This is a genomic window from Pseudomonas sp. PME37.24/006 (genome assembly GCF_055556635.1).
In genome coordinates, this window is the sequence record NZ_JBVHNL010000001.1 from 575,580 (window position 1) to 600,790 (window position 25,211).

Consider the following 25,211-nt stretch of genomic DNA (forward strand, 5'->3'; position numbering starts at 1 on the left):
AATGCTCATTTACAGCCGTAAACTCCGCTTCCTCGCTTATTTTTGCCTTGTATGGCTCTAGCTCGCTAGATCGTGAAAAGGCTCTTCAGGAGCTTATTCATGAGCGATAAAATCATCGGCGTCGCCCAGCGGCGCGTAGAAGGTCGTCAGAAGGTCAGTGGCGCGGCGTTGTATGCCGCGGATCATCATCTGGACGGTCAGCTTTACGCCTATGGCGTTTACAGCAGCATTTCCAGTGGGCGGATAGTGGTGGTTCACGACGAGCAGGCGCGGCGTATGCCCGGTGTCGTCGAGGTGCTGCACCACGGCAATTTCCCTCGCCTGCATCGCACGCCCAGTGGCGCCAAGAACCTGATCAAGAACATCCTCACCGCCAGCAAGGTGGATGAGCACCGGCTGCCCTTCGAGGACGACCGGGTCTACTATCCAGGGCAGTTCGTGGCCCTGGTGGTGGCCGAGAGTTTCGAGCAGGCGAGGGCGGCCGCCTATCAGGTGAACGTCGATTACCAGGCGGACGCGTCGATCAACAGCCTGCAGGATGCGCTGCGTACCCGTGGTGCGCGTGCCGGTGGTGGTGGCCACGAGCGTGGCGATCCCGAAGCGGGGTTTCAGCAGGCGGCGCACCGCATCGACGTGACCTACACCACGCCGGTGGAAACCCACAATCCCATGGAAATGCATGCCACCACCGCCCACTGGCGTGATGGTCGTCTGTTCGTCTACGAAAGCAGCCAGGGGGTGGTCAACCACCGCAACGTGCTAGCCAATGTCTTCGACCTGTCCACCGATCAGGTCGAGGTGCTGGCGCCCTACATCGGTTCCGGTTTCGGCGCCAAGCTGTGGCCCTGGCCTCACTCCATCGCCGCCTGCGCGGCTGCCAGGGTCACCAAGCGGCCGGTGCAACTGATGTTGCCGCGCGAGCAGATGTTCACCACCGTTGGCCATCGCCCGGAAACCCGCCAGCGGATGCGCCTGGCTACCGATGGCGAAGGCAAGTTGCTGTCCATCCGTCACGAGTCCTACAACAGCACCTCGACGCTGGATAACTACACCGAGACCTGCGGCGGGGTGACCAAGAGTCTGTATTCCTGCCCGAACGTGCTGGTCAGCCACAGCATGGGTCAGGTGAATCGCGGTACGCCGACCTCCATGCGTGCGCCCGGTGCGGCGCCCGGTCTGTTCGCCCTGGAATCGGCTATCGATGAGATCGCCCTGGCAAGCGGCGTCGACCCGCTGGTGTTCCGCCAGCAGAACCTGGCCAGCAAAGATGAAAGCACCGACCTGCCGTGGTCCAGCAATCACCTGCCGGAAGCCATCGAGAAGGCTGCCGAGCGCTTTGGCTGGCATCAGCGCAATGCGGCCGTCGGCGCCATGCGCGAAGGCGACGAGCTGATCGGCTACGGCGTGGGCGCCTGCAACTGGGAGGCTTTTCAGGTGGCGACCGATGCGCGGGTGATCCTCCGCGCCGATGGTCGCGCGCTGGTACAGTGCGGCTTGCAAGATATCGGCACCGGCACCTACACCATCATCGCGCAGACCGTCGCCGAATTGACTGGCTTGCCGATGGATCGCGTCGAGGTGCAACTGGGCAATTCGTCGTTCCCGCCTGGCGCCCTGTCCGGTGGCTCCTGGGTGACTGCCAGCCTGATGCCTGCCGTCGCCGGCGCGACTCGCCAGGCGCTGGACAAGTTGCGCGAGTACGCGGTGATGAACAATGGCCCCTTCGCTGGCCAGGATCCACAAAGCCTGGAACTGGGTGCAAGCGGACAACTGAGCAAGGGCGGCGTGAACGCCAGCTTTGCCGATGTACTGACCCGCCAGCGCCTGTCACGGGCAGAGGCGACCTACCACAGCGGTGCCTCGGAGAACGACAAGTACTCCTTCCGTTCCTTTGGCGTGCATTTCGTCGAGGTTCGCTGGGATCCGGGTATCTCTCGCCTGCGGGTTGCGCGGGTGGTCAGCGCCATCGACGTCGGCAAGGTGGTCAACCCGCTGGCGGCGCGCAACCAGGTCGAGGGCGCGATCATCATGGGCATCGGCATGGCGCTGTTCGAGGCGGCCGAGTACGACCCGCGCAATGGCTTGCCGGTGAACAACAACTTCGCCGAGTACATGGTGCCCGTGCATGGTGATCAGCCGGATATCGACGTGCTGCTGCTCGACTATCCCGATTACCAGCTTGGCGAATTCGGCGCACGGGGCATTGGCGAGATCGGCGTGACGGGGCTCGCAGCCGCCGTCGCCAACGCGGTCTACCACGCCACCGGGCAGCGTATTCGCAGCCTGCCGATCACCAAGGAAAAATTGATGGCCACCCGGTAATCGGGGGCGTGAACGAGCGCAGGCCGTCAAGCGAGTGGCCTGCGTTGCCTGGGTTGATGTGGCGAGGTGGTGTTGATGAAGCAACTTGACCTGCAGGTAATTCAGCAGGCTCGTGCCTGGTTGGCAGAGGGGCAACCGATCTGGTTGTGCACCGTGCTGTCGACCTTTGGTTCTGCTCCCCGCGCGCCGGGTGCGATGCTGGTGGCGTTGCCTAACGGTTCATTCTGCGGGTCGCTGTCTGGCGGCTGCGTGGAGGAAGATTTTCTCGAGCGGGTGGCCAGCGGTTCGTTCGCCACCCGCAATCAGGTGGTGCGCTACGGCGAAGGCGGATTGACGCCGACCCGTGCCTTGCCCTGTGGCGGCGTGCTCGATGTACTGGTCGAGTACATCGAGCCTGGTGCTATCGCCGAGGCGATGCTGGCGCAGGTCGAGCATGCTCTCGGCGGCGGTGAACTGCTGATCCGCGACGTGCCGCTGGGCAATGGGGTCGGTGAGTGCCGCCCAGCCAGCATGAGCGATGCGAAGATTCAGCGCGGCGAGGAACATGTGTCGATCCGCGTCGGTGCCGTGCTGCGGGTGATCCTCGCGGGTTGGTCGCCGGTCGCCGAGTTCTGTGCCAGCTTTGCGATGTCCCTCGGTTACGAGGTGATCCTCTGCGATCCGCGGCCCGAGGTGATCGCCGAGGTGAGCCTGCCGGGCATGCAGGTACTCGAACTGCTGCCGGCACGTTTTATCGCCGAGCAGGGCGCCCATCGCGCCACCGCAGTGCTGGCCCTGACCCATGATCCGCGTATGGACGATCTGACGCTTATCGAAGCCGTGCGTACCGATGCCTTCTACATCGGCGCCATGGGCTCGCAGCGCACCAGCGGTAAACGTATGGAACGGCTGGTGCGCCTGGGCGGCCTGACGCCTGAAGAGGCGCAGCGGATTCACGCACCGATCGGTCTGCAACTGGGCAGCAAGTCGCCGGCGGAAATCGCCCTGGCGACCATGGCCGATGTGCTCAGGGTCGCCAACGGTATCGACCGGGGGGCGGTGTAGGCATGGTTTCGCACGCTCCTGTGGTGATCGTGCTGGCGGCGGGTCGCGGCTCGCGCTTTCGGGCTTCTGGTGGCGCAGTGAGCAAGCTGCAGGCCGATCTGCACGGCAAGCCGGTTCTCGACCATGTGCTGGCAGCGGTCGAACGCTCCGGGCTCGCCGTTCACGTGGTACACAGTGCCCGTGGCGATGGCATGGCCGATTCGATTGCCGAAGGTGTGCGGGCTACCGCAGGTGCTTCCGGTTGGCTGGTGCTACCGGGCGATCTGCCGTTGGTGACAGCACAGAGCATCCGCAGTGTGGCTGCTGCCCTGGCGGAGAGTCCCGTGGTGGTACCGGTCTTCGATGGCGCTAAAGGCCATCCGGTGGGGTTTGCTCGCGAGTGCTTCGACGAACTGGCTGTGCTCAGCGGCGAGGCCGGTGGGGCGTCTGTCGTGCAGCGCTACCGTGCTGCGGGACGCGCGCTGCAACTGCCGCTCGATGATCCGGGCATCCTCACGGACATCGATACGCTCGAAGATCTGCTGCGGGTACGCCGTCTGTTTGAGTAGTGCTTCTGGCCTGCAAGCGTGATCAGCAAACGACGACCCGGGGGTCGTCGTTTGCTTTTGGCGGCCTTACAGAATGCTCAGCGGGTATTCGACGAAGGCGCGAATCTCGTTGAGATCCGGGCCTACGTCATTGCTGGAGCGGTAGATGGAGTTGCGCAGGCGCACGGAGAGGTCTTTGACCGCACCGTTCTGCACGGTGTAGCTGACCTGGTTGAACAGCTCGCGCTCCTTGCCTTCCTTGTCGCCACCGGTGTCGATGTTGTCGCCACGCACATAGGCGAACTTGTAGCGCAGGCCCGGTACGCCATAGCCGGAGAAGTCCAGCTCGTAGCTGGCCTGCCAGGAGCGCTCGTCCTTCAGGTTGAAGTCCGAGTAATAGGAGTTGGCCAGGTAGACGCTGCTGCCGCCATCGCCGTAATCATAGGCATAGCCGGCGTCGCCGCTGCTTCGCTGGTGGGCGATGATGAAGGCGTGGTAACCGACGCTGTATTTGGCCGCCAGGCTCCAGATGTTGTTGCGGTCATTGCGGCCGTCGCCGCCGAAGTCCAGCGCTGCGTCCGAGTTGTCATCGTAGTCGGTGCGGTACAGGTTGAAATCGAAATTGAGCGCCTGGGTGTCGCTCAGCTCGGTGGTGTAGTTGAGGTTGGCGTAGTACTTCTTGTAAACGTCCTCCACATCCGAGTGATACAGCGCGGCGCTCAGGTTGTCGGTGAAGGCGTAGCTGCCACCCAGTACATCGATCTTCTTCAGGCGGTTGGCGTCCCGTGCCGGATCGCCCATGGGGCTGTCGGCAGTGAAACGACCGGCATTCAGTTCGAGGCCCTGCACTTCGTTGCTGGTAACCAATGTGCCAGTGAACGATTGCGGGAGCAGGCGGCTGTCGTCATGGGCCAGCACAGGCAGCGACGGGAACTGGTTGCCGTAACGGACTACTGTATTGGAGAAGCGCAGCTTGACTGCCGCGCCCGCCTGGGAAAGGTCGTCGACCGGGCGGCCATCGCCGTCGGTATTGAAGAACGCGCTGTAATTGCGGCCCCGACCGCTGTCGAGCTTGACCCCGAGTAGACCGAAGGCATCGACACCCACGCCGACGGTACCCTGGGTAAAGCCGGACTCGAAGGTGGTGATGAAACCCTGGCCCCACACCTTGGCGTCGGCGGCGTTGTTCTTGAAATCGCGGTTGAAGTAGGCATTGCGCAGCAGCAGCTTCAGGCTGCTGTCGGCGATGAATCCGTTGGATTCGGATTGCTCACTGGCCTGTGCCAATGGAATGCCTGCTGCCAGACACGCACAGGCGAGTGCGAGTTTCTTGTGTTTGAACATGGATGCTCCTAGTCGATTGGCAGGTGTTGAAGTATTGATTCACCAATGTCACAACATAATTATTATGTGCGCTGGATATACCAGCGCAGTGCGATAGTTATCATCGGCGTTGGCGCATGAGCCAACCACAGGAGTCGATTATTACTATCGATGGAAATGATGCGTAGCGGCAGGGGTTTACCTATAGCATTCGAGGCGATGAACTCATAACCATTGGCTCCGAGAGTAGCCGGTGGTCTCTCCAGTTCATCATCCTTTGGTTTCCGCCTCACTATGAGGCGGTTTTTTTTGCCCATAGAAAAGTGCTTTGAATTAAGCAGTCAGTAGTTTTGTGCTGTTTTTAATTGGAATGGGCAATACGCTTGGCGCTCATTCATGGTAAGGCGCGATATTGATAGTTGGATATTGTTATTGATGACTTCTGCTCATAAGGGTATTCGTTAATTGATACTTTATTTGCATGGCTTTTATCTTTATAGATTATCTTTTTGGCGGCTGGCAGTAGTAAGCGCGCCGTCAGATTATTCCTGTTGCAAAGGCTTACAGGAAAAAGCGGCACCCCGTTGCGCTGTCGAGGTCACATGAGGCCGCAGCCGATTCACCTCCTGAACAAGCGAGATAAACCGTGTTTCACCTGATCACGGGCCTCATAGCCCTGTATGTATTCTGGCGAATGATCTGCATCCAGCGCTGGTCGCGCCCCGTCAAAGTTCTGTTGGGCGTTCTGATCCTGCTGGTCGCCGAGCACCACCTGATCACCCGCATCTTCTTTGGCAGCATGGCTTCCCCCGAGATTCCGGGCGAGGTACTGATGCTGCTGGGTTGGGCATTCGGTGCGCTGATTGTCAGCGCGTTGGTGCTGCTGGTGCTGGATTTCACTGCGCTGGTTTTCGCACGGGCTGGCTCCGTCGGCAGTGCCGTCAAGGCGCCCCGGTTACGGGCAGGCGTCGGCTTGGCCGCCATGTTGCTGACGTCGCTGGGCGTCTGGCAGGCGGTGCGGGTGCCGGATGTACGCGACGTCGAGATCGAGCTGGCGCAGTTGCCGGCCGAGCTGGATGGCCTGCAGTTGGTGCAGCTCACCGATCTGCACGCCAGTCGCCTGCTGCAGCGCCCGTGGATGGAAGCGGTGGTCGCCAAGGCCAACGCGCTGCAGCCGGATCTGATGGTGATCACCGGCGATCTGGTCGATGGCACAGTCGCGGCCCGCGAGCAGGATGTCGAGCCGCTGCGTGATCTGCGCGCACGGCTCGGTGTGTACGCGATTCCCGGCAACCACGAGTACTACGCGGAGTATCAGAACTGGCTTGGCCACTTCGAATCCCTGGGGCTGCCCATGTTGCTCAACGAGCACGTGACCATTGAGGACGCGGGTGCCAGCCTGGTGCTGGCTGGCATCACCGATCCGGCCGCCAGCCGTTTTGGTCAGCCGCTGCCTGACATCGAAGCCGCACTCGCCGGGGTTGCCCCGGAGGCGGCGGTGATCCTGCTTAGCCATCGGCCACTGGCGGCTGCGGGCAATGCCCTCGCCGGTGCCGATCTGCAGTTGTCCGGTCACACCCACGGCGGTCAGGTACTGGGCATGCACTGGGTCACCCAGGCGTTCAACGAGGGTTATGTGTCCGGTGAGTACGCGGTGGGTGACATGCGTCTGTACGTCAGCAATGGCGCAGGGCTGTGGAATGGCTTCCCGCTGCGCCTGGGCAAACCTTCGGAGATCACCCGCATCACTTTGCGTGCAGCCAAAGGCTAGCTCCTCAGCCTCACTGCGCCGAAGCGGCCTGTGGCGGCGCTGCGTACTGCTCGTCCGAGACCTTTTCCATCCAGTCGGCAGCCTTGCCGTCCAGCTGCTCGGCAATGGCGATATGGCTCATCGCCGTGGTCGCGGTCGCGCCATGCCAGTGTTTGACCCCCGGCGCGATCCACACGGTATCGCCCGGGCGGATTTCCCGGCGCGGACCATTCCAGTTCTGCACGTAGCCCACGCCGCTGACCACGATCAGCGTCTGCCCAAGCGGATGGCTGTGCCAGGCAGTGCGCGCACCCGGCTCGAAGGTGACCGTGCCGCCACTGACCCGTGCAGCATCGCTGCCCTTGAACGGCGCATCCAGGCGGACGTTGCCGGTGAAGTATTCGGCGGGCACCTGCACGGACGGCTGTTCGCCGGCTCGTGCGATGCGGATATCGGTGGTTTCTTGCGCCTCGCTGAGGCTGCCCAGCGATAGCGCGGCAGCTGTCACGAACGCCTTGGTTCGACGTGTACTCATATTGGATCTCCTCAATCGATGAATGGGTGGAAGGCGTCTCAGCCGCTGATCCCGGCGTCTTCGAGCCAGCGGTTGACGCGCTCCATGGTGCGGCGCTCCTGATCGGCTTCCAGGGTGAAGCCTTCGAGCATCCGTGCCCCTTTCGCATGACTGGCGAGCATCGATCTGCTGTCCCCCAGCCCATGGCCGCCATGGGTGACGAACGGGATCAGGGTTTTGCCGGACAGGTCGTGAGCGGCCAGAAAGGAACGGATCACCGGCGGCGTGCTACCGCCCCAGATTGGAAAGCCCAGCAGCAGCGTGTCGTACGAGGTGAGATCCACCCCTGTGGACGCGAGAGGTGGTCGGTAGCCGCTGTTGCGCTCCTGGCGCGCCTGCTCGACGGTTTGCAGGTAGTCCTCGGGATAGGGCGTGGCCGGCTGGATCTCCAGCAGGTCGGTCTTCAGCGTACGCTGCAGCAGGCCGGCGATGACGCGGGTGTTGCCGCTTCGCGAGAAGTACGCCACCAGCAGGCGCGAACCCTGTCCTTGTACCTCGGCGCCCTGGGTGCCGGCGCTGGCGCCAGCCAGAAAGGGGGCGCTGGCGAGCGCGGCGAGCAGCGTGCGGCGCAGTGGGTCGTGGGCATCGCTCATGAGCAGTTTCCGGCTTTCATCGACCGACCCTCGCCTGCAGCGCCGCGGGATAGCGATTGCCGGTCACCGGAATCTGTTCGACCGCATTGCTGATCCGGCTCATCTCGGCGGCATCGAAGGTGAGTGCTACGGCGGCCAGGTTCTCTTCGAGCCGCGCCAGTTTGGTGGTGCCGGGGATCGGCACGATCCAGGGTTTGCGCGCCAGCAGCCAGGCAATCGCCACCTGTGCCGGTGTCGCACCCTTGTCCATGGCGATTTCCTGCAGCAGCTCGACCAGTACCTGATTGGCATCCAGTGCGCTGGCTGCGAAGCGCGGCACCTGGCTGCGGAAATCGTCACTGCCGAACTGCTGGCCCGGCTTGATCGCGCCGGTGAGAAAGCCCTTGCCTAGTGGGCTGAAGGGCACGAAACCGATGCCCAGCTCTTCGAGCAGCGGCATGATTTCCTCCTCCGGCTCGCGCCACCACAACGAATATTCGCTCTGCAGGGCCGCGAGCGGCTGCACGGCATGAGCACGGCGGATGGTGCTCGCGCCGGCTTCGGACAGGCCGAAGTGCAGCACCTTGCCCTCGGCAATCAGCTCGGCGACGGTGCCGGCGACATCCTCGATGGGCACCTGTGGGTCGACACGATGCTGGTAAAGCAGGTCGATACGCTCGGTGCGCAGACGCTTGAGCGAGCCCTCCACGGCCAGGCGAATCTGCCGTGGCTGGCTGTCGAGTATCTGCTGTTTGCCGTCGTCGCCGAAGGTGAAGCCGAATTTGCTGGCGATCACCACCTGATCACGCATGGGGGCCAGGGCTTCGCCAAGCACATCCTCGTTGATGAACGGCCCGTACACTTCGGCGGTATCGAAGAAGGTCACGCCGCGATCCGCTGCAGCGCGGATCAGTGCTATCGCCTGATTGCGATCGGTTGCCGGTCCATAGCCGTGGCTCAGCCCCATACAGCCGAGGCCAATGGCCGAGACTTCAAGACCGCTGTTGCCGAGTTGGCGTTTTTGCATCTGCACTTCTCCCGTCTGGTTCGGCCGCTGCTCTCTGGTAGCGAGTGCAGTGGTATCGAATAAGCCTGACTCACCTTAATCAGCGGGGGAGGGCAGCACTAGGTAGTAAAGTCGGCATAGCGTCATGAGGTTAATTCATGAGTTGATCAGTGGTTTTCATGAGTTTTGCTCACCACCGTATGCGTGATTCTGGTCTTACTCACGCGAGGTCTGGGCCCTAGGCTTTCAAGACCTCAAGTGAACGGACAGGTGTTCCCATGAAATCCCGTGCATCCCTGGCTTCCACACTGCTCTGCGCCGTTTCCCTGGAAGCTGCCGCTCAGGGCGTACCGGATACGCCCGCCGCCCGGCAGGCACGGCAAACCGCGCCACAGCTGTTCGCCTACACCGAAACGGTGCTGTTCGGTGATCTGTGGAAGCGCGAGGCGCTCGCGCCCCGGGATCGCAGCCTGGTCACGCTGTCGACGCTGGTCGCCAATGGGCAATCAGCGCAGATGACCTCGCACATCAATCTGGCGCTGGACAACGGTGTCGAACCGGGGGAGATCGTCGAGCTGATCACGCACCTGGCGTTTTATGCCGGCTGGCCAAGCGCGATGTCGGCAGTGGGCGTTACAGGCGACGTGTTCGAAAAGCGCGGCATCGATCCAGAGCGTTACCAGACGGGAGGCCAGGCGCCGTTGCCGGTCGATGAAGCGGCTGAAACACGACGGACGAAGAGTGTGCGCGATAACGTGGCACCGGTTGCGCCGCGTCTGGCGCGTTACACCGACGACGTACTGTTCGCCGACCTCTGGCTACGACCGCAGCTGGCGCCGCGTGATCGCAGTCTGGTTACCGTGGCGGCGCTAATCGCCCGTGGTCAGGCCGAGCAGATGCCGTTCCACCTCAACCGCGCCATGGATAACGGCCTGACCCGCGAGCAGGCGGCCGAGGTCGTCACCCACCTGGCGTTCTACGCGGGTTGGCCGCGGGCGATGTCGGCCCTGCCGGTACTGCAGTCGGTTTTCGAGGCGCGCCAGTAGGCCGTTGCAGGCGCTACTCAGCCCGGGTGACGCAGCGCATCGATGATCACGCCGAGGGCGCGGGAGTACTGGCGGCGGTTCGGGTAGTACAGGTGGTAGCCGGCGAATGGCTCGCACCAGTCTTCCAGCACGCGCACCAAGCTGCCGTCGGCCAACTGTTCCTGCACCATGTCGTCGGGCAGAAAGGCCAGCCCGCAGCCAGCCAGGGCGGCGCGTAGTACGGGCGTGCTGCTGTTGAAGGTCCACTGACCCTCGACGCGGGCCTTCACTTCATGGCCGTCCTTCTCGAAATCCCATTGCAGCAAGCCGCCGTAGGTGGGCAGGCGCAGGTTGATGCAGCAATGCCGAGCCAGATCCGCCGGGGTGAGCGGGATCTCGTAGCGGGTGAAGTACTCCGGCGAGGCGACCACCGCCATGCGCAGGGTCGGGCCGATCGGTACGGCGATCATGTCCTTGGCTACCTGATCACCGAGGCGCACGCCGGCGTCGTAACGCTGCGCCACGATATCGGTAAGGGCGTAGTCGACAGTGATCTCAACCTTGATATCCGGGTAGTCGCACAGCACCTTGTGCAACTTGGGCCAGAGGATGTTGTTGGCGGCGTGTTCGGAGGTGGTGATACGCAGCGTGCCGACCGGCTTGTCACGAAACTCGCTGACAGCGCTGATCTCCGCCTCGATCTCTTCGAGGCGCGGCGCCACCGTGGCGTAGAGCCGCTCGCCGGCTTCGGTGAGTGCCAGGCTGCGCGTGGTGCGGGTCAGTAGGCGAACGCCGAGACGCGTTTCCAGGCTGCGAATGGTGTGGCTGAGGGCCGATTGGGAAACACCGAGGTGCGCTGCGCCGCGGGTAAAACTGCCCTCCCGGGCAATGACCACGAAGGCCTGCAGGTCGTTGAAATTTTCTCTGGGCATCTACGATTCGGGCTCGGGGGAGGATGTTCAGCGCAGCATCATAAGCAGGTCATGGGCGTCTCGTTCAGCGCTAATTTTCTCTTTTGATGTCAGCCGCAGTATCAGGCAAGCAGCATTGTCGCCCCTGGGCTCGCAGCTGCCGTTAGGCCTGAGCAGGCGGCTGTGAACGGGCTGCGGTGCTCGCCCGAACGACCAGTTCGAAAGGCAGGATCAGGCGATGCTCGGCGATGCTCTTTCCTTCCAGCAGGGCGAGCAGCATTGCCACCGCGTGCTGGCCGAAGGCCTCAGCCGGTTGCGCGATGGTGGTCAGCGGCGGGTCGCAAAAGGCGGCGAAGGAGATGTCGTCGAAGCCGGCGACCGAAATGTCCTCGGGAACCCGCAGGCCGGCTTGGCGAATACAGCGGATGGCGCCCATGGCCATTTCGTCGTTCTCGCAGAAGATCGCCGTCGGGCGCGGCTCGGCACGCAGCAGGTGCGCCGTCGCGGCATGCCCGGACTGGCAGTCGTAGTTACCGTCCTGCAGCAGGGCGGGATCGAGCTCGATACCCGCGGCGTCGAGGGCTTCACAATAACCGGCGAAGCGCTCGCGGGTCAGCGGGCTGTCCGGCGGCCCCTGGATCAGCCCGATACGGCGATGACCAAGATCCAGCAGGTGCTCGGTCATGGTACGGGCGGCGCCGCGGTTGTTCAGGCTGACCGTGGGCCAGGGGGCGTCGTCGACGATCTCGCAGATGTTCACCAGCGGCGGATGATCCTGGCGCGCGAACGGGTCGAAGGCGCGCAGCTGGATGACCCCGTCGGCCTGCCTGGCATCCACCAGCTCGGCGAACTGCCGCTCGGTTTCCGGGTTGCCCAGGGTATTGCACAGCAGCACCCGATAGCCGAACGCGCTGGCCGCTTCCTGAATGCCGCGGATGACCTGGGCGAAGAAGGTATTGGCGATATCCGGTACCAGCACCACCAGATTGCGGGTGCGCTGGGAGCGAAACTGGATGGCCATCAGGTTGGGTTTGTAGCCGGCGTGCTCGACGGCATCGAGCACCTTTTCGCGGGTTTCCGGCGACACCTGGGCAGGGCTTTTCAGGGTACGGGATACCGTGGCGACCGAGACGCCAGCCAGTGCGGCTACCTTGCGGATATTTGTCATGCACCCTCTGTTTTCTGGCCAGCGGCGAGCGCCGGTTCGCCGTTAGATTACCGCAACCCGACCGTCGTGGCGCGCTTGACCTGGCTAAGGCCGAGGTCTATATATCTTTCAATGTAACCGGTTACATTGATGAGAATACCCATAAAAATAGCGCAAGACGGAGTTATGCATGCCTGCTGCAAACGTAAGGCTGGGAATGATCGGCGGTGGCGCTGGCGCCTTCATCGGCAAGGTGCATCGCCAGGCTGCCGCCCTGGCCGGAGGTATCGAGCTAGTGGCCGGCGCCTTCAGCCGTGATCCGGCCAGCAATGCCGAAACCGGCCGCGAGTGTGGCCTGCCTGCGCAGCGTGTGTACGCCAGTTGGCAGGCGCTGCTGGAGGGCGAGGCGGGCCTCGACCCCAGTGAACGCATCAACCTGTTGGCGATCGTCACGCCCAATCACCTGCATGCGCCCATCGCTGCCGCTGCGCTGCAAGCCGGCATTCATGTGTTCTGCGAGAAACCCGCCGCGCTGACCAGTGCCGACACCCGCCGCCTGGCGCAGCTGCTCGATAACGCAGATGTTCTCTACGGGCTGGCCCACACCTACCAGGGCTACCCGATGATCTGGCAGGCCCGGCACATGGTGCAGACTGGCGAGCTCGGCCAGGTGCGCAAGCTGTATGTCGAATACCCCCAGGGCTGGCTCAGCGACGACCTTGCCGGCCAGGGCAACCGCCAGGCTGCCTGGCGTGGTGACCCTCAGTTGGCGGGGCAGGGCGGCTGCATCGGCGATATCGGTACTCATGCCTTCAGCCTGGTCGAATTCGTCAGTGGTCAGCGTATCGCGCGCATCTGTGCGCACCTCGCTACCCACGTGCCCGGCCGCGCGCTGGACGATGATTGCGCGATGCTGTTCCTGACCGAGCAGGGGGCCAGCGGCGTGCTGCTCGCCAGCCAGGTCTGCGCCGGCGAAGAGAACGCCCTGAAGATCCGCATCTACGGTGACAAGGGTGGCCTGGAGTGGCGCCAGGAAGAGCCCAACAGCCTGGTTCATCGCTCGCTCGACCAACCGATGCGCGTGTTGCGTGCCGGGGCCAACTACAGCTGGCTGTGCGAGGAGGCGCTGCGCCGCATTCGTCTGCCGGCGGGCCATCCCGAGGGCTATCTGGAAGCCATGGCCAATCTGTATGGCGACTTCGCTCGGGCGATTGCCGGCTCCCGCAGCGCCGCTGCCGCCCTGCCAGGCATAGAGACCGGCGCGCGCGGCATGGCCTTCATCGAAGCGGCGCTGGCCAGCCATGCCAGCGAGGCGAAATGGACGGTGCTGGCACCGACCGCAGGAGCACAGTCATGACCTCCAGTACAAAAGGCATTCGCGGCCCGGGTATTTTCCTCGCCCAGTTCCTCTCTGCCGAGGCGCCGTTCGACGACCTGAAAAACCAGGCCGGCTGGGCGGCGTCGCTCGGCTACAAGGGCATCCAGTTGCCGACGCTGGGGCCGCAGTGCATCGACCTGCAACGCGCCGCCGAGAGCCAGACCTATTGCGATGAGCTCAACGGCATCTGTGCCGAGGCCGGCGTTGCGATCAGCGAACTGTCCACTCACCTGCAAGGCCAGTTGGTCGCCGTACACCCGGCGTTCGACAGCCTGTTCGACGACTTCGCCCCGGTGCATCTGAGAGGCCGCCCGCGAGAGCGTACCGAGTGGGCGGTCAGCCAGTTGAAGCTGGCGGCGAGGGCCAGTCAGCGGCTGGGCCTGTCGGCTCACGCGACTTTCTCTGGCGCGCTGCTCTGGCCCTATCTGTATCCCTGGCCGCAGCGCCCGGCGGGCCTGGTGGAAGAAGGCTTCGCCGAGTTGGGGCGGCGCTGGCTGCCGATCCTCAATGCCTTCGATGAGGCGGGTGTCGACCTCTGCTACGAGTTGCACCCCAGCGAAGACCTGCACGACGGCGCCACCTTCGAACGCTTCCTGGGCGCTGTCGGTGGTCATTCTCGCGCGAACATTCTCTATGACCCCAGCCACATGCTGCTGCAGCAGATGGACTACCTGGGCTTCATCGACCGTTATCACCCGCGCATTCGCATGTTTCACGTCAAGGACGCGGAGTTCAGGCCCGATGCCCGTTCCGGGGTGTATGGCGGTTATCAGGCGTGGGTCGATCGCCCCGGTCGTTTCCGTTCGTTGGGCGATGGGCAGATCGACTTCAAGGCGATCTTCAGCAAGCTCACCCAGTACGGCTATCAGGGCTGGGCGGTTCTGGAGTGGGAGTGCTGCCTCAAGGACGCTGCCCAGGGTGCTGGCGAAGGGGCGGATGTCATCGCCCGCCATTTGATCACCCGTGCGCAACGCGCCTTCGACGATTTCGCCGGGGTCACCAGCAGCACCTCGCGCAATCGGGGGCTGCTGGGCTTGGACTGAATATGTTTAACGCTGTCTCGTGAACAACAACAAGGATAAGAACATGAGCACTTTGAATGTCAGGTTGGGCGTGATGATGTTTCTCCAGTTCTTCATCTGGGGAGGCTGGTTCGTCACGCTGGGTACCTTCCTGGGGCGCACCCTGGAGGCCAGTGGGGGACAGATCGGCATGGCCTACGCGACCCAGTCCTGGGGGGCGATTCTGGCGCCCTTCGTGGTCGGCCTGATCGCCGACCGCTTCGTCAACGCCGAGCGCTTGCTGGCGATCCTCCACCTGGGTGGCGCGGTGCTGCTGTACCAGCTCTACCGAGCCGAGGATTTCGCCACCTTCTATCCACTGGTGCTCTGCTACATGGTGGTCTACATGCCAACGCTCGGGCTGGTCAATGCGGTGGCGTTTCGGCAGTTGAGCGACCCGGCGGCGCAGTTTTCCAAGGTGCGGGTGTGGGGCACGCTGGGTTGGATCGTAGCCGGCCTGGTGATCAGTTTCGTGTTCGCCTGGGATGCCCAGCAGGCCATCGCCGATGGCGCCCTGCGCAACACCTTCCTGCTCTGCGCCGGCGCCTCGCTGCTGCTCGGGCTGTACAGCTTCAGCCTGCCAGCGACGCCTCCGGTGCCCGGCCAGCAGGCCGGTATCAAGCGCCTGCTCGGCCTGGATGCCTTGCAGATGCTCAAGGATCGCGGCTTCGCGACCTTCTTTCTGGCCTCCATCCTGATCTGCATTCCGCTGGCCTTCTACTACCAGAACGCCAACCTGTTCCTGACCGAAATCGGCGTTGCCAACCCGACCGGCATGATGACCCTCGGTCAGGTTTCGGAAGTTTTGTTCATGCTGCTGTTGCCCTTGTTCATCAAGCGCTTCGGGATCAAGGCGACCTTGCTGGTGGGTATGGCGGCATGGGCGCTGCGCTATGTGCTGTTCGCCTACGGTAACAGCGGCGAACTGGTGGCATTCCTGGTCGCCGGTATCGTCCTGCACGGCGTGTGCTACGACTTCTTTTTCGTCTCCGGGCAGATCTACACCGACGGCAAGGCTGGCGAGAGCATCAAGAGCTCGGCCCAGGGTCTAATCACCCTGGCCACCTATGGCGTCGGCATGCTGATCGGTTTCTGGGTGGCCGGCATGGTGTCCGATCACTACTCCATCCAGGGCGCCCACGACTGGTTCAGCATCTGGCTGTTCCCGGCGGTGTTCTCGGCTGGCGTACTGCTGGCCTTCCTGCTGACCTTCCGCGAGCGTGCCGCGGGCAAGCCGGTTGGCTGAGGGTTGCCTGTCGCAGGTGGTGCAAGCCACCTGCGACGGCAGATCAGCCCTCGCAGCGGGCCTCGGGCTGTTTGAGCAGCATGCTCAGTTGCTGCGGTGGGTGATGGATCAGGCCCGCCGGCGTTTCGCAGACGCGCTGGATGAAGTTGTCGGTGAACAGCAGCTTGCCATGCACGAAATGCTCGTTGGGGCGCAGGTTGGGGTTGTCGATGCGCGTGCCGAGGCGCGCGGCAAGCCATTTGCCGGCCTCGTAATGGCTGATCCAGCGCTCCGCTGACAGGCTCGCCATGACTTGCGGCTGCGCCTCGCGGCCAATGACGATCACCGGCACGTCGCTGACTTCCGGCACCAGATCGTTGTGGCCCCAGTGGCCTCCCTCGCCCAGGCGCTGGCCATGATCGCCGGTGATGATCAGGTAACGCTCGCCCTCCAGGCGGTCGAAGTCGGCGATGACTTCGGCCAGCAGGCTGTCGAGGTAATGCACCGAGTTGTCATAGGCATTGCTCTGCCCGTTGGCGCCCTGGTCGGCCCAGGGTGCCGGCTTCGTTTCATGGCGATAGTTCTGCGCATAGGGCAGGTGGGCGGTACGCAGGTTGAGCACCACGAAATTGCGCTCGCCCCAGCGCTGCTTGTCGAGCACGTCGAGCAGGGCGCGATCCTGTTGTTTGAGGAAACGTACCGGGTGATCCTCGCGGGTGATCGACACGTCCAGATAGCGGCTGCCCAGGTTGGCCAGCAGCTTGGATTCCTGGGAGGAGATCCAGTGAGTGCGAAAGCCTGCCTGCTTGGCGAAGCGGAACAGGTTGATGTCGCCGGTGCGCAGCAGCGAGTCCTGCCCCGGTTCACGAATCGGATTGATCAGGTAGGGCAGGCTGACATCGGTGGCCACCCCGGCGGCGATGCCGGGGCGTACGAAGGCGCTGGGGTGGTCACGCAGGTAACTGGCCAGCTGTGGCGTGGTATCGCGGCCATAGCCGAACACCCCGAGGCGATCACTGCGCAGTGAATCGGCGACCACCAGCCAGACGTGTTTCGCCTCGCTCAGGCTGGGGCTGAGCGCATACGGCGTGAAGGGGGCGGGCGGCAGCTCGACCTCCGGCTTGAACGCCAGATGCACGGCCCAGGCGGAGAACACGTTGAGGTTGTTGTGCAGCGCGCTGCGGCTGGGGCTGGCGGCGAACGAGTCGAGGTTGCGGTAGGTGGCGCGGTAGGGTTTCGAGAGCAATACCACGGCGATCAGCACCAGCGCCCAGCGGCTCTCCGGCAAGCTGATTCTGCCCGGCAAACGCCAGTGCAGGGCGAGCAGCAGGCCGTAGGGAATGGCCACGCAGAGCAGCACCGGCCAGTGCCGAGCGAAGCTATCCGCCGCGGTTTCGCGAACCTCGCCCGGGTCGTTGAGCAGCGACTGGATATCGATGGCGGTCAGCGGTTCGCCGAAGAAGCTGATATTGGCCAGCTGCATCAGTTGCATCGCCGCGAACAGCGCCAGGATGATCATGCTCAGCCAGCGCAGGTTGCATAACCAGAGTCCCAGGCTGAACAGCCAGAGTATGGCGACGTAGCCGGCTTCCAACTCGGCGTGGTTGTTGGGGGTGAAGAGTTGCTGCAGAAAATCGTCGGCGAGCAGCAACAGACAGCTGAGAGTGGCCAGGGCCACGAGCGACAGCCAGGAGCGCGGCGCTCCAGAGCTAAAACGCGCACGTATGGGCAGCATGGGGTTTTCCTGAGGTATCAGCGGTCTTCGGAATGGGCGCGGCGCTTGCCGGTGATCATCGACAGCGGCAGGTTTTCGCGCAGGTGAATACTTTCGATGAGCGCGGCGGCCATGTGGATGACCACCAGAGCGGCCAGGCCATCGGCGACCCAGCCATGCAGCGTGAGTGGCCAGTCGACGCCCCACAGCGCGTCCACTTCCTGCATCAGGAAGCCGCTGATGCCTAGGGTGGCGATGGCCGCCATCATCAGCAGCATCACCACGGCGCCCAGCGGCGAATGGCCGAGGCGACGATAGGCACGGCCGCCGAGCAGGTGACTCAGGTGTTCGGCGAGGCGCGCGCGCGTCGGCCAGAAGTCTGCCCAGCGGGCGCTGCGCGAACCGACGAAGCCCCACACCAGGCGAACCGCCAGCCAGGCGCAGGCGTAGTAGCCGAGCCAGGTATGCCAGTCGTCACCTTCCTCGGTGAAGAAATAGTTGGCGACGAAGACTCCGGCCACCGACACATGGAACAGCCGGATCAGCGGGTCCCAGAGTCGTATCGTCGCCGCGGGCATCAGTCTTCGATCTCGGTCTTGATCGCCTTGCCAGATACCGGGTCGTGATAGATCTCGACCTTGCGCTTGTCTTTGTCGAAGCCGTAGATCTCGTAGCAGTTGCCTTTGGTGATCTTGAACTTGTTGATCTGGTAACCCTGCTCCTTCAGTTGTGCCTGGAATTTCTCCGGGTCTTGCCAGGTCGAGCGGTCGGCGGTGGTGCATTCGGTGCTGGCCAGGGCCAGCGGGCTGCCAAGCAGCAGTGCGAGAAGGGCGAAGTAACGCATGGTGGGACTCTCCTGTGGTGGTGAGCCTCACCTTGCGACGCGAAGCTTAGGAAAGTCTTAATGGGCAAATCTCGGTAACAACAGTCCGTGCAAATCGGGCTGCAGACGGCGCATCATGGCCGCCGCCATATCTGACGAGGTGCGTCGCGTGCGTGTCCTGCTGGTTGAAGATGATCGCGCCCTGGCGCGCGGAATTCGCGTCGCCCTGCGCGGCGAAGGTTATACGCTGGACTGGCTGGAAGACGGCATCGAAGCCGCCCACGCCCTGCGCAGCGAGCAGTTCGATCTGGTGCTACTCGACCTCGGTCTGCCGCGCCTGGATGGCATGACGCTGCTGCGCCAGTTGCGCGCGCGCAGCGAGAATGCCGTACCGGTGCTGGTGCTCACCGCCCGTGACGCCATGGAGGATCGCATCCTCGGGCTGGATGCTGGTGCCGACGACTATCTGGTCAAACCCTTCGATCCCGAGGAACTGAAAGCGCGTATCCGCGCCTTGCTGCGCCGCAGCCAGGGCAGGGCGCAGCCGGTGCTGGAGTACGCCGGCGTGAGCCTCGACCCGGCTACCCAGGAAGTGCGCTATCAGGGCCGCAGCGTGCCGATGACACCCATGGAATATCAGCTGTTGCATCAACTATTGATCCGTCCCGGCGTGGTGGTCACCCGTGAACGCCTCGGCAACGCCCTCTACGGTTGGCAGGAAAGCGGGCCTGGCAACACCCTCGAAGTGCTGATTCACAACCTGCGCCGCAAGTTGTGCAGCGATCTGATACGCACCGTACGCGGGGTCGGTTATCTGGTGGAGCGCGCGCCATGATTTCCATCCGTACGCGCATTCTCGCGCCGACCATCGCCCTGGTGCTCGTCGGCAGCCTGGCCCTGGTGCTGCTCGCCCTGCGAGACAGCCATCGGCAGACCGAGGCTGTCTATGACGCCCAGTTGGTACAGGCCGCCCGGGTGCTGCAAGGCATGCTGCAGCAGCCGGACGGCCAGCCGACCGACTGGCAATTCGTCCGGCATGCGCTGGACAGCGCCCTGGATCTCTCGGCCGAGGGCATCTTTTCCCATCCTTATGAAATCAACCTGGCGTTCCAGGTGTGGGCCGCAGACGGCACGCTGCTGGTGCGTTCCGAGCAGGCGCCGCCACTGGCGTCGCCGCCCGCACCCGGGATTCACGACTTCTTTCTCAACGATCAGGAGTGGTGTGGGGTGCTGTTGGAGGATGCCGGTCAGGGGCTGCGGATCTGGGTCGGCGAGCGTGAGGATCTGCGCCAGGACCTGATCCATCAGATTCTCCAGCACACGCTGATGCCGACGCTGATCTGTTTGCCATTGCTGGCCGCCTTCATCTGGCTGCTGCTGGGTTGGGGATTGCGCCCGTTGCAGCGTCTCGCTCAGCAACTGCGCGAACGCCCGGAGCACAGCCTCGAACCGTTGCCGGCCGGCCCGTTGCCACCGGAGCTGGAGCCGATGCGCCTGGCCTTGGATGACGTGTTGAGCCAACTGCGTGCGTTGCTCGAACGGGAGCGACGCTTCATCGCCGATGCCGCCCATGAGCTGCGTACGCCCCTGGCGATTCTCGATATCCATGTGCGCAACGCGCTGCAGGCCGGCAGCGTGCAGGAGCGCGAGGAAGCCCTGGCATTCCTGCAGCAGGGCGTGCATCGCGCCACCCGCATCGCCAGCCAGTTGCTGACCATGGCCCGCCTGGAAGCGCCCTCGCAGAACCTGCAGCCTCTCGATTTGACGGCGGTGGTGCGCGAGGAACTGGCGGATCTGGCGCCGCTGGCGCTGAACCGGCAGATCGAGCTGGAGCTGGAGGCCGACGAGGCCGTGGTGATCCAGGGCGAACGCGGGCTGATCGTCATCCTGCTGCAGAACCTGGTCAGCAACGCGCTGACCTTCTCCTCACCGGGAAGCGAAGTGAGCGTGCGGGTTCGCCGTGAAGGCCAGGGCGTGCAGCTGCAGGTCGTCGATCAGGGGCCGGGTGTCGAAGACGCCCGATTGCCGCGTCTGGGGGAGCGCTTCCACAGTGCGGGCAACCCTCAGGGCGCAGGGCTGGGGCTGGCCATCGTCGGCATGATCGCTCGCCATCTGGGCGGCTCCATCGGCTTCAGCAATGCCAGTCCGAAGGGCTTCAGTGCCGTGGTCAGGTTTCCTGATTCGGTGACTTGATGATTAGATAAAAGTCGTTCGGCTGCTTTCAGGGCCGGCTCTCGAGAGTGATAACTACAACTGCAGCCCGCCGCTGGCTTTGTGCAGCGTGCGTAGGTGATCGCCAAGCAGCTTCAGATTGGTCTCGTTGGCCTCCAGCTCAGCGAGGCGTTGAGGCTCCAGCAGGCGACGCACTTCCTCGTCGAGGTCGGCGCTAAGCAAGCTCAGTTGCTGCTGGCGATTGCGGGTTTCGCTTTCCAGGCGCTGCCATTCACCCTGTTGCGGCAGGCCATAACCACCCTCGAGCAATTCTGCCGGGCGACTGAGAAAGCCGGTGCCGGCGAGGATCTGCTCCAGGGCGTCACCGGCCTTGTCCAGGTTCGGATCCTTGGCGGCGCGGCCGGTCAGGTAGCGCTGCTTGAGTTCGTCCTGGGAGAGCAGTAGCTGACGGCGCATCGCCGCCTGTTCGAGCAGCAGCATGGCGGCACTGGCGCGCAGGTCGGCCTGCTCGAACCACTGTCGGCGTTCGCTGGACGGCTGCTCCAGCCAGTCCTCGACGCGTTGTTGGCGGATCGGTAGACGCTGCTGCAGCACCTTGAACATGGCCTGGTAGCGGTCACGGAACGAGTCGAAGCGGTAGCCCAGGCGCAGCGCCTCGCGGGAGTTCTCGAGCATGCTGCTATCGGCCAGGCCGCGTGCTTCGAGTACTTCCAGCAGGCCGATGGGCGTGATGCTGTCGAGGTCCTGCAGGCGCGCCATATCGGTTCCGCTACGCAGCAGCTTGAGGGTTTCCACCGCACAGTTGTTGGAGACGAAAAAGTAGTCGCCGTCATAACTCCAGTGCTGCTCGACTGCGCGGGCGACCAGTTGCTCGAGGCGAGCGCGGGGCAGCGTCAGTGGCACCGAGGCCAGGCTGCGCAGCTCGACCTTGGTGTATTCCTCGATCACCTGGGCCAGGGGCAGCACGAATAGGCGCGAGGGGTAGGCGCCGGTGAGGCCGTCCCAGCTCGACAGCTGGACGTCACCGACGAAGGCTCGGTAAGACAGCACCAGATGCTGATCGAGATCCAGCCGGCAGTCCGGCCCACGTGGCCGGCCCGGTGCGCAGATCACCAGCCGTAGCATGCTGTGGCCCCAGCGACTGGCCATGTTCTGGTTGGCTTCGGCGAGCAGATAGTCCACTTCGTAGACCCGCTCGGGGTCGAGATTGGCCAGCGCCTGCTTGTCGAAATCGCGGCCTGCATTGAGGTAAGCATAGCCCGTGCCGCAAGGCGTGGCGTTCGCCGGTGACCAGCCGAAATGCTCGCTGAAGAAGCGCGCCAGGGAAGGGCGGCGACAGGCATATTCGGGGTCGAGGAGAAAGTACTCCATGTTCACCGCGACGAATTCGCGGGCGTTGCTCAATTCGTAGATGTCCGGGCTGCGCGCCACTTGGCCGTTCTGCTGGTCGCGTTCACCACGGGTGCCGACGCGCTGCGGCCAGCCGGCCAGGTCGAGCAGGCGTGGATCGTCGCTGAGAGTGAAGCGGCGTTCGGTCTGGCCACGGCATTCGGCCGGCAAACCGACTGCGCCCATGCTGCCGTTCTGGCGCTGGCAGCGCTGCAGCAGCGTGCGCTGTTCAGTGCCCCAAAAAGCGCCGCGATCATAAAGGTGTGTCACTTCATGGAGCACAGTGGCCAGCAGTTCGTTGCGCACGGTGCCATGGGGGCGCCCGGTGGCAGCCTTTGCTGCACTGCCGTCGGCGAGGCCGGGTAACAGGCTGGCATTGAGCTCGACACCGCTGAAGCGGCCAGCGCGCCCATAGATCTGCTCGGGCATGGCTACCCAACGCACCCTGACTTCGCGATCTACCGATTCACGCAGCCGCGGAGGCATTGCTGCCACGGCTTCGTCGAGCAGCGCCAGGCTGGCCTGGCGCTCGACGCTGTTCAGCTGGCCGTCATCCAGGGTCAGCTTGAGCTGGGCGTGACTGGCCGTGCTGACTAGCAAAGTCAGCAGCAGAAGCCAGCCGCGGGGGGCCATCACAGAGCGAGAATGGCTTCGGCCAATACCTGATCGGAAGCATTCTGCGCTTCGGGAAGCTGGCTACGCAGGGCGCCAAAGGCGGCTTCCAGCTGGGCACCGCGGATGTCGCCTTGGCTGGCGACGAAGCTGGCAGCGTCGTCACGGGCTTCGATGACCACTTTCATGTCGCGAACCGACGTGGTGGTATCCGAGGTGAAGTCGATGGTGCGATCGAGGGCGCGGACGATGATGTTGCTGGTGGCCACCAGGGTCTGGGCCTGAACGGCGCCGGCGAACAGGGCAAGGGATACAGCGGCGGCGAACAACGGACGCTTCATGAACGGTCTCCGAACGGGATGAGAATAAATTGGATTGGCTGGTTGGACGAAGAACACCTGCCGCAGTTCCAGCAATGATCAGGTGTTTAAAGCGCGAGGATGGCCTGCGCCAGTTGCCCATCATCGGCTTGCAACGTCGGCAGGCGGCCGCGGATGTGTTGCAGTGCGGCTTCCAGGTGCGCACCACGCAGCGTGCCCTGGCTAGCGACGAAGCTGGCAGCGTCATCCTTTGCGGCCAGCACGACCTTGTTGTCGACAACCGAGGAGGTCGCGTTGGAGGTGGTATCGATGGTGCCTGCGAGTGCATCGACCAGAGTATCGGTAGTCACCAGAAAGCTGCTGGCAGAGGCGCCAGCGGCCAGGCTGAACAGGCTGAAAAACGCGAGGGTGCGGGCGATTGGCATGGTCTGGACTCTACGGTTCGCTGAAAGCGAGCATTCTAACCGCTTCGCGTGGAACCGTTGAAAAAGACCTGCACAGTTTGTGTAAGGGTGTATGCGACTTGGCGCTTGTGCGAATCACCTAGCCTTAAACGACAAAACCCCGCAGGCGCTGCATGCCGGCGGGGTTTTGCGGGAGAAGCTCAACGGTCGCGATTAGCGCCAGAACGGTTTGCTCAGTTCGGCGTAACGCTGGCTTTCGCTGATGCCGGCATCGGCCAGCAGGCGAGTGTCGAGACGCGCCAGTTGGCGGCGGCTGACGATGCGACGCTGCCACAGGAGCAGAGTAGCGAGAAGATTCAGCGGCAGGCTGGTGGCAGATTTGGACGAGTTGTCGACAAGCAGATCGGAACTGAGGGTACGTTCCATGGTGTGCATCCTTCCGCTTTTGGCGGGGTTGGTAAGTTCTGGTGCCTATTTTCGTCCTTGGGCGGGGCTAGCAGTAGCCACAGCTGAAGTAAATAAGCTGCGTACTAGATAGGTTGCTTTGTAACTGTTTCGCTAATTTAGAGGATAACTGTACCGGTGTTTGTGGATTTGCCGTGACTCGTGTCGTTTGGCAGTGCTTTGACCTGTAAAACTTATTATTTTCAGGGATAAGCAGCCGATACAGTTTCAATTGTGCGCTGTCGTTGCTTAGCTCATTATTTTTATTTTTGCGCCATCAAGCCCGGATCGCACCATGCTGTATTTGTATGCAAATTCTGTGTCAGATATTTGCGCACTGTTACTCGCTCATTGCGTCCCGGTTACCTGAATGAAAAAAGACGAAGGCTTTTACGGCCTTCGTCTTTTTTTAGATTGCTCAGGGGGGCTAGATGAAAGCACACGGGGGCTGTCATATAGCCGGCAGACGCACTCCGAAGCTCTGCGTTCAGCGTCCTAGGACATCGCCACCCGGTGACGAGATGGCAAGGATGAAGGTGGCCATTTGTTGCGAGTCGAGACGCTCGAAGTACCAGAAGCCTCGCAGGTGCTCGAAAGCTGCTTCCAGTCTGGCCGAGCGGTATTCCCCGGCAGTGGCCACGTGCATCGCGGCATCGTCCTGAGCGCTTACGATCTTCTGTTCGCCCGTCGAAAGAGCATTGGCGATATCCTCGACGCTGGAATAGACACACACATAGGTGGTGACCAGAGGGTCTAGCACCGTCCCAATAGGCAGCAGAGTTGTCGAGGCAGTTGGGTTTGCGCCATATCCGTAAATGCCCTTGCCGGTAGTTTGCGCGGTAAGCGGAATGTCGCCGTCGAACTCGTAGCCCAGCCATACGCTGGAAGACGGGTTTGCAGCCACTGAGCCCACTGAGAGGCCGAAGACAAAAGATAAAAACAAGCTCCGCCAGGCTCGGCGGACGAAACGAGGGCGCATGGTTCACTCCTTGAACACGCTGACAGACCGCGTATTTTTTGCGGCGACGCGCACTCTAGCGCAATCCCTGCCTAGTCGGCGAGTACTGTGCCAGCGCATCACTCTCGGCAGAGTTGTTTGGCCAGTTATGCCTGATGGTCTACTTAGGTAGAGAGCTAAATCGCCCAATATAGGCGTCCAGTTAGGCGAGCTACCGGCGTGTATGCACACGCTGCTGCCAATTCACGAGCAGGCGCTGCAGTGGGCAGGAAATCTTGAGCGGTATCGCGGCGATGTGGCGTTGCGCAAAGGTTTCATGACATGTTCCTTTACCGCTCCACAGCGGCATTCGGTGGCTGTTGAGGCACTTCATGATCCGCTTGGAGAAGGAAAGAGGCGGGGGCGGCCAGGCCGTATTTTTTCGGTAAGATTTCAACTTGTCGAGAACTGTACCGGGCGTGTGGGCGGCGAGTTTTCTCCCAGAGGGGGCGATGAAAAGCCTGACATGAG

Annotated in this window: 24 protein-coding genes; 10 read left to right on the top strand and 14 right to left on the bottom strand. The window is 63.0% G+C overall.

Going from position 1 to position 25,211, the window contains the following annotated elements; translation table 11 throughout:
• The first annotated feature begins 99 nt into the window (after nucleotides 1-99).
• From ACZ3GY_RS02655 to ACZ3GY_RS02665, 3 genes are all read left to right on the top strand, one after another.
• Complete coding sequence (locus ACZ3GY_RS02655) at nucleotides 100-2,322, top strand: xanthine dehydrogenase family protein molybdopterin-binding subunit (protein WP_465908832.1); 2,223 nt, start codon at nucleotides 100-102, stop codon at nucleotides 2,320-2,322.
• 75 nt (nucleotides 2,323-2,397) lie between these two features.
• The gene (locus ACZ3GY_RS02660; protein WP_465908833.1) at nucleotides 2,398-3,366 is read left to right on the top strand and encodes an XdhC family protein; all 969 of its coding nucleotides are present in this window, start codon (nucleotides 2,398-2,400) and stop codon (nucleotides 3,364-3,366) included.
• 2 nt (nucleotides 3,367-3,368) lie between these two features.
• The gene (locus ACZ3GY_RS02665) at nucleotides 3,369-3,914 is read left to right on the top strand and encodes a nucleotidyltransferase family protein (RefSeq protein WP_465908834.1); all 546 of its coding nucleotides are present in this window, start codon (nucleotides 3,369-3,371) and stop codon (nucleotides 3,912-3,914) included.
• Between the two features lie 66 nt (nucleotides 3,915-3,980).
• On the opposite strand, the gene ACZ3GY_RS02670 is transcribed toward ACZ3GY_RS02665, so the two are convergent.
• A complete protein-coding gene (locus ACZ3GY_RS02670) occupies nucleotides 3,981-5,237 on the bottom strand; it encodes an OprD family porin (RefSeq protein ID WP_465908835.1) in 1,257 nt (418 codons plus the stop codon).
• A 625-nt stretch (nucleotides 5,238-5,862) separates the two neighbouring features.
• Here ACZ3GY_RS02670 and ACZ3GY_RS02675 point away from each other — a divergent pair.
• Complete coding sequence (locus ACZ3GY_RS02675) at nucleotides 5,863-6,987, top strand: metallophosphoesterase (RefSeq protein WP_465908836.1); 1,125 nt, start codon at nucleotides 5,863-5,865, stop codon at nucleotides 6,985-6,987.
• A gap of 10 nt (nucleotides 6,988-6,997) precedes the next feature.
• Here ACZ3GY_RS02675 and ACZ3GY_RS02680 read toward each other — a convergent pair whose 3' ends face one another.
• The 3 genes from ACZ3GY_RS02680 to ACZ3GY_RS02690 are packed head-to-tail and all read right to left on the bottom strand — an operon-like array spanning nucleotide 6,998 to nucleotide 9,139.
• The gene (locus tag ACZ3GY_RS02680) at nucleotides 6,998-7,501 is read right to left on the bottom strand and encodes a (R)-mandelonitrile lyase (protein WP_465908837.1); all 504 of its coding nucleotides are present in this window, start codon (nucleotides 7,499-7,501) and stop codon (nucleotides 6,998-7,000) included.
• Nucleotides 7,502-7,539: 38 nt separating this feature from the next.
• On the bottom strand, nucleotides 7,540-8,133 hold the full coding sequence (locus ACZ3GY_RS02685) for a flavodoxin (RefSeq protein WP_465908838.1): 594 nt from the start codon (nucleotides 8,131-8,133) through the stop codon (nucleotides 7,540-7,542).
• Nucleotides 8,134-8,149: 16 nt separating this feature from the next.
• Nucleotides 8,150-9,139, bottom strand: coding sequence for an aldo/keto reductase (locus tag ACZ3GY_RS02690; RefSeq protein WP_465908839.1), 990 nt, complete (start codon nucleotides 9,137-9,139; stop codon nucleotides 8,150-8,152).
• Between the two features lie 257 nt (nucleotides 9,140-9,396).
• On the opposite strand from ACZ3GY_RS02690, the gene ACZ3GY_RS02695 reads away from it, so the two are divergent.
• Nucleotides 9,397-10,164 (top strand): carboxymuconolactone decarboxylase family protein, encoded by a 768-nt coding sequence (locus ACZ3GY_RS02695; protein WP_465908841.1) that lies wholly within the window; start codon nucleotides 9,397-9,399, stop codon nucleotides 10,162-10,164.
• 17 nt (nucleotides 10,165-10,181) lie between these two features.
• Here the strand turns inward: ACZ3GY_RS02695 and ACZ3GY_RS02700 are convergent, their stop codons facing one another.
• Nucleotides 10,182-11,075, bottom strand: coding sequence for a LysR family transcriptional regulator (locus ACZ3GY_RS02700; RefSeq protein WP_465908842.1), 894 nt, complete (start codon nucleotides 11,073-11,075; stop codon nucleotides 10,182-10,184).
• Between the two features lie 142 nt (nucleotides 11,076-11,217).
• Nucleotides 11,218-12,222: a LacI family DNA-binding transcriptional regulator gene (locus ACZ3GY_RS02705; RefSeq protein ID WP_465908843.1), complete on the bottom strand. Its 1,005-nt coding sequence runs from the start codon at nucleotides 12,220-12,222 to the stop codon at nucleotides 11,218-11,220.
• A 169-nt stretch (nucleotides 12,223-12,391) separates the two neighbouring features.
• Between ACZ3GY_RS02705 and ACZ3GY_RS02710 the strand changes: the two genes are divergently transcribed.
• From ACZ3GY_RS02710 to ACZ3GY_RS02720, 3 genes are read left to right on the top strand one after another with little or no spacing between them, the layout of a single operon-like run.
• On the top strand, nucleotides 12,392-13,558 hold the full coding sequence (locus ACZ3GY_RS02710; protein ID WP_465908844.1) for a Gfo/Idh/MocA family protein: 1,167 nt from the start codon (nucleotides 12,392-12,394) through the stop codon (nucleotides 13,556-13,558).
• Complete coding sequence (locus tag ACZ3GY_RS02715; protein ID WP_465908846.1) at nucleotides 13,555-14,622, top strand: sugar phosphate isomerase/epimerase family protein; 1,068 nt, start codon at nucleotides 13,555-13,557, stop codon at nucleotides 14,620-14,622. The genes ACZ3GY_RS02710 and ACZ3GY_RS02715 overlap by 4 nt, the downstream gene beginning before the upstream one ends.
• Nucleotides 14,623-14,665: 43 nt before the next feature.
• Nucleotides 14,666-15,886, top strand: a complete 1,221-nt coding sequence (locus tag ACZ3GY_RS02720) for a nucleoside permease (protein ID WP_465908847.1) — start codon at nucleotides 14,666-14,668, stop codon at nucleotides 15,884-15,886.
• A 43-nt stretch (nucleotides 15,887-15,929) separates the two neighbouring features.
• Here ACZ3GY_RS02720 and ACZ3GY_RS02725 read toward each other — a convergent pair whose 3' ends face one another.
• Genes ACZ3GY_RS02725 through ACZ3GY_RS02735 form a run of 3 tightly spaced genes read right to left on the bottom strand, consistent with a single transcriptional unit; the run spans nucleotide 15,930 to nucleotide 18,423 of the window.
• Entirely contained in the window at nucleotides 15,930-17,600 is a 1,671-nt protein-coding gene (locus ACZ3GY_RS02725) for a phosphoethanolamine transferase (protein WP_465908848.1), read from the bottom strand.
• Between the two features lie 17 nt (nucleotides 17,601-17,617).
• Nucleotides 17,618-18,157 (bottom strand): cytochrome b/b6 domain-containing protein, encoded by a 540-nt coding sequence (locus tag ACZ3GY_RS02730; RefSeq protein WP_465908849.1) that lies wholly within the window; start codon nucleotides 18,155-18,157, stop codon nucleotides 17,618-17,620.
• A complete protein-coding gene (locus tag ACZ3GY_RS02735; RefSeq protein ID WP_463563818.1) occupies nucleotides 18,157-18,423 on the bottom strand; it encodes a PepSY domain-containing protein in 267 nt (88 codons plus the stop codon). The genes ACZ3GY_RS02730 and ACZ3GY_RS02735 overlap by 1 nt, the downstream gene beginning before the upstream one ends.
• Before the next feature lie 148 nt (nucleotides 18,424-18,571).
• On the opposite strand from ACZ3GY_RS02735, the gene ACZ3GY_RS02740 reads away from it, so the two are divergent.
• Nucleotides 18,572-19,237 carry a response regulator gene (locus tag ACZ3GY_RS02740; RefSeq protein ID WP_225834846.1) on the top strand — a complete coding sequence of 222 codons (666 nt, stop codon included), beginning with the start codon at nucleotides 18,572-18,574 and terminating at the stop codon, nucleotides 19,235-19,237.
• Nucleotides 19,234-20,595: an ATP-binding protein gene (locus tag ACZ3GY_RS02745; protein WP_465908850.1), complete on the top strand. Its 1,362-nt coding sequence runs from the start codon at nucleotides 19,234-19,236 to the stop codon at nucleotides 20,593-20,595. The genes ACZ3GY_RS02740 and ACZ3GY_RS02745 overlap by 4 nt, the downstream gene beginning before the upstream one ends.
• Before the next feature lie 54 nt (nucleotides 20,596-20,649).
• On the opposite strand, the gene ACZ3GY_RS02750 is transcribed toward ACZ3GY_RS02745, so the two are convergent.
• From ACZ3GY_RS02750 to ACZ3GY_RS02770, 5 genes are all read right to left on the bottom strand, one after another.
• Nucleotides 20,650-22,596: a DUF7844 domain-containing protein gene (locus ACZ3GY_RS02750; RefSeq protein ID WP_465908851.1), complete on the bottom strand. Its 1,947-nt coding sequence runs from the start codon at nucleotides 22,594-22,596 to the stop codon at nucleotides 20,650-20,652.
• Nucleotides 22,596-22,916: a DUF2388 domain-containing protein gene (locus tag ACZ3GY_RS02755; RefSeq protein ID WP_225834834.1), complete on the bottom strand. Its 321-nt coding sequence runs from the start codon at nucleotides 22,914-22,916 to the stop codon at nucleotides 22,596-22,598. The genes ACZ3GY_RS02750 and ACZ3GY_RS02755 overlap by 1 nt, the downstream gene beginning before the upstream one ends.
• An 86-nt stretch (nucleotides 22,917-23,002) precedes the next feature.
• Nucleotides 23,003-23,320, bottom strand: coding sequence for a DUF2388 domain-containing protein (locus ACZ3GY_RS02760; protein WP_463563821.1), 318 nt, complete (start codon nucleotides 23,318-23,320; stop codon nucleotides 23,003-23,005).
• Nucleotides 23,321-23,512: 192 nt separating this feature from the next.
• Nucleotides 23,513-23,725 carry a DUF1127 domain-containing protein gene (locus ACZ3GY_RS02765; protein WP_225834830.1) on the bottom strand — a complete coding sequence of 71 codons (213 nt, stop codon included), beginning with the start codon at nucleotides 23,723-23,725 and terminating at the stop codon, nucleotides 23,513-23,515.
• 505 nt (nucleotides 23,726-24,230) lie between these two features.
• On the bottom strand, nucleotides 24,231-24,722 hold the full coding sequence (locus tag ACZ3GY_RS02770) for a DUF2388 domain-containing protein (RefSeq protein ID WP_463563823.1): 492 nt from the start codon (nucleotides 24,720-24,722) through the stop codon (nucleotides 24,231-24,233).
• Nucleotides 24,723-25,211 lie beyond the last annotated feature (489 nt).

Bases quoted from the DNA above. Each gene is read 5' to 3' on its own strand.
- ACZ3GY_RS02710 (WP_465908844.1), top strand. From the start codon at position 12,392: ATGCCTGCTGCAAACGTAAGGCTGGGAATGATCGGCGGTGGCGCTGGC.
- ACZ3GY_RS02765 (WP_225834830.1), bottom strand. From the start codon at position 23,725: ATGGAACGTACCCTCAGTTCCGATCTGCTTGTCGACAACTCGTCCAAA.
- ACZ3GY_RS02755 (WP_225834834.1), bottom strand. From the start codon at position 22,916: ATGAAGCGTCCGTTGTTCGCCGCCGCTGTATCCCTTGCCCTGTTCGCC.
- ACZ3GY_RS02685 (WP_465908838.1), bottom strand. From the start codon at position 8,133: ATGAGCGATGCCCACGACCCACTGCGCCGCACGCTGCTCGCCGCGCTC.
- ACZ3GY_RS02690 (WP_465908839.1), bottom strand. From the start codon at position 9,139: ATGCAAAAACGCCAACTCGGCAACAGCGGTCTTGAAGTCTCGGCCATT.
- ACZ3GY_RS02665 (WP_465908834.1), top strand. From the start codon at position 3,369: ATGGTTTCGCACGCTCCTGTGGTGATCGTGCTGGCGGCGGGTCGCGGC.
- ACZ3GY_RS02770 (WP_463563823.1), bottom strand. From the start codon at position 24,722: ATGCGCCCTCGTTTCGTCCGCCGAGCCTGGCGGAGCTTGTTTTTATCT.
- ACZ3GY_RS02725 (WP_465908848.1), bottom strand. From the start codon at position 17,600: ATGCTGCCCATACGTGCGCGTTTTAGCTCTGGAGCGCCGCGCTCCTGG.
- ACZ3GY_RS02705 (WP_465908843.1), bottom strand. From the start codon at position 12,222: ATGACAAATATCCGCAAGGTAGCCGCACTGGCTGGCGTCTCGGTCGCC.
- ACZ3GY_RS02680 (WP_465908837.1), bottom strand. From the start codon at position 7,501: ATGAGTACACGTCGAACCAAGGCGTTCGTGACAGCTGCCGCGCTATCG.
- ACZ3GY_RS02730 (WP_465908849.1), bottom strand. From the start codon at position 18,157: ATGCCCGCGGCGACGATACGACTCTGGGACCCGCTGATCCGGCTGTTC.
- ACZ3GY_RS02750 (WP_465908851.1), bottom strand. From the start codon at position 22,596: ATGGCCCCCCGCGGCTGGCTTCTGCTGCTGACTTTGCTAGTCAGCACG.
- ACZ3GY_RS02760 (WP_463563821.1), bottom strand. From the start codon at position 23,320: ATGCCAATCGCCCGCACCCTCGCGTTTTTCAGCCTGTTCAGCCTGGCC.
- ACZ3GY_RS02695 (WP_465908841.1), top strand. From the start codon at position 9,397: ATGAAATCCCGTGCATCCCTGGCTTCCACACTGCTCTGCGCCGTTTCC.
- ACZ3GY_RS02720 (WP_465908847.1), top strand. From the start codon at position 14,666: ATGAGCACTTTGAATGTCAGGTTGGGCGTGATGATGTTTCTCCAGTTC.
- ACZ3GY_RS02745 (WP_465908850.1), top strand. From the start codon at position 19,234: ATGATTTCCATCCGTACGCGCATTCTCGCGCCGACCATCGCCCTGGTG.
- ACZ3GY_RS02655 (WP_465908832.1), top strand. From the start codon at position 100: ATGAGCGATAAAATCATCGGCGTCGCCCAGCGGCGCGTAGAAGGTCGT.
- ACZ3GY_RS02735 (WP_463563818.1), bottom strand. From the start codon at position 18,423: ATGCGTTACTTCGCCCTTCTCGCACTGCTGCTTGGCAGCCCGCTGGCC.
- ACZ3GY_RS02670 (WP_465908835.1), bottom strand. From the start codon at position 5,237: ATGTTCAAACACAAGAAACTCGCACTCGCCTGTGCGTGTCTGGCAGCA.
- ACZ3GY_RS02715 (WP_465908846.1), top strand. From the start codon at position 13,555: ATGACCTCCAGTACAAAAGGCATTCGCGGCCCGGGTATTTTCCTCGCC.
- ACZ3GY_RS02700 (WP_465908842.1), bottom strand. From the start codon at position 11,075: ATGCCCAGAGAAAATTTCAACGACCTGCAGGCCTTCGTGGTCATTGCC.
- ACZ3GY_RS02660 (WP_465908833.1), top strand. From the start codon at position 2,398: ATGAAGCAACTTGACCTGCAGGTAATTCAGCAGGCTCGTGCCTGGTTG.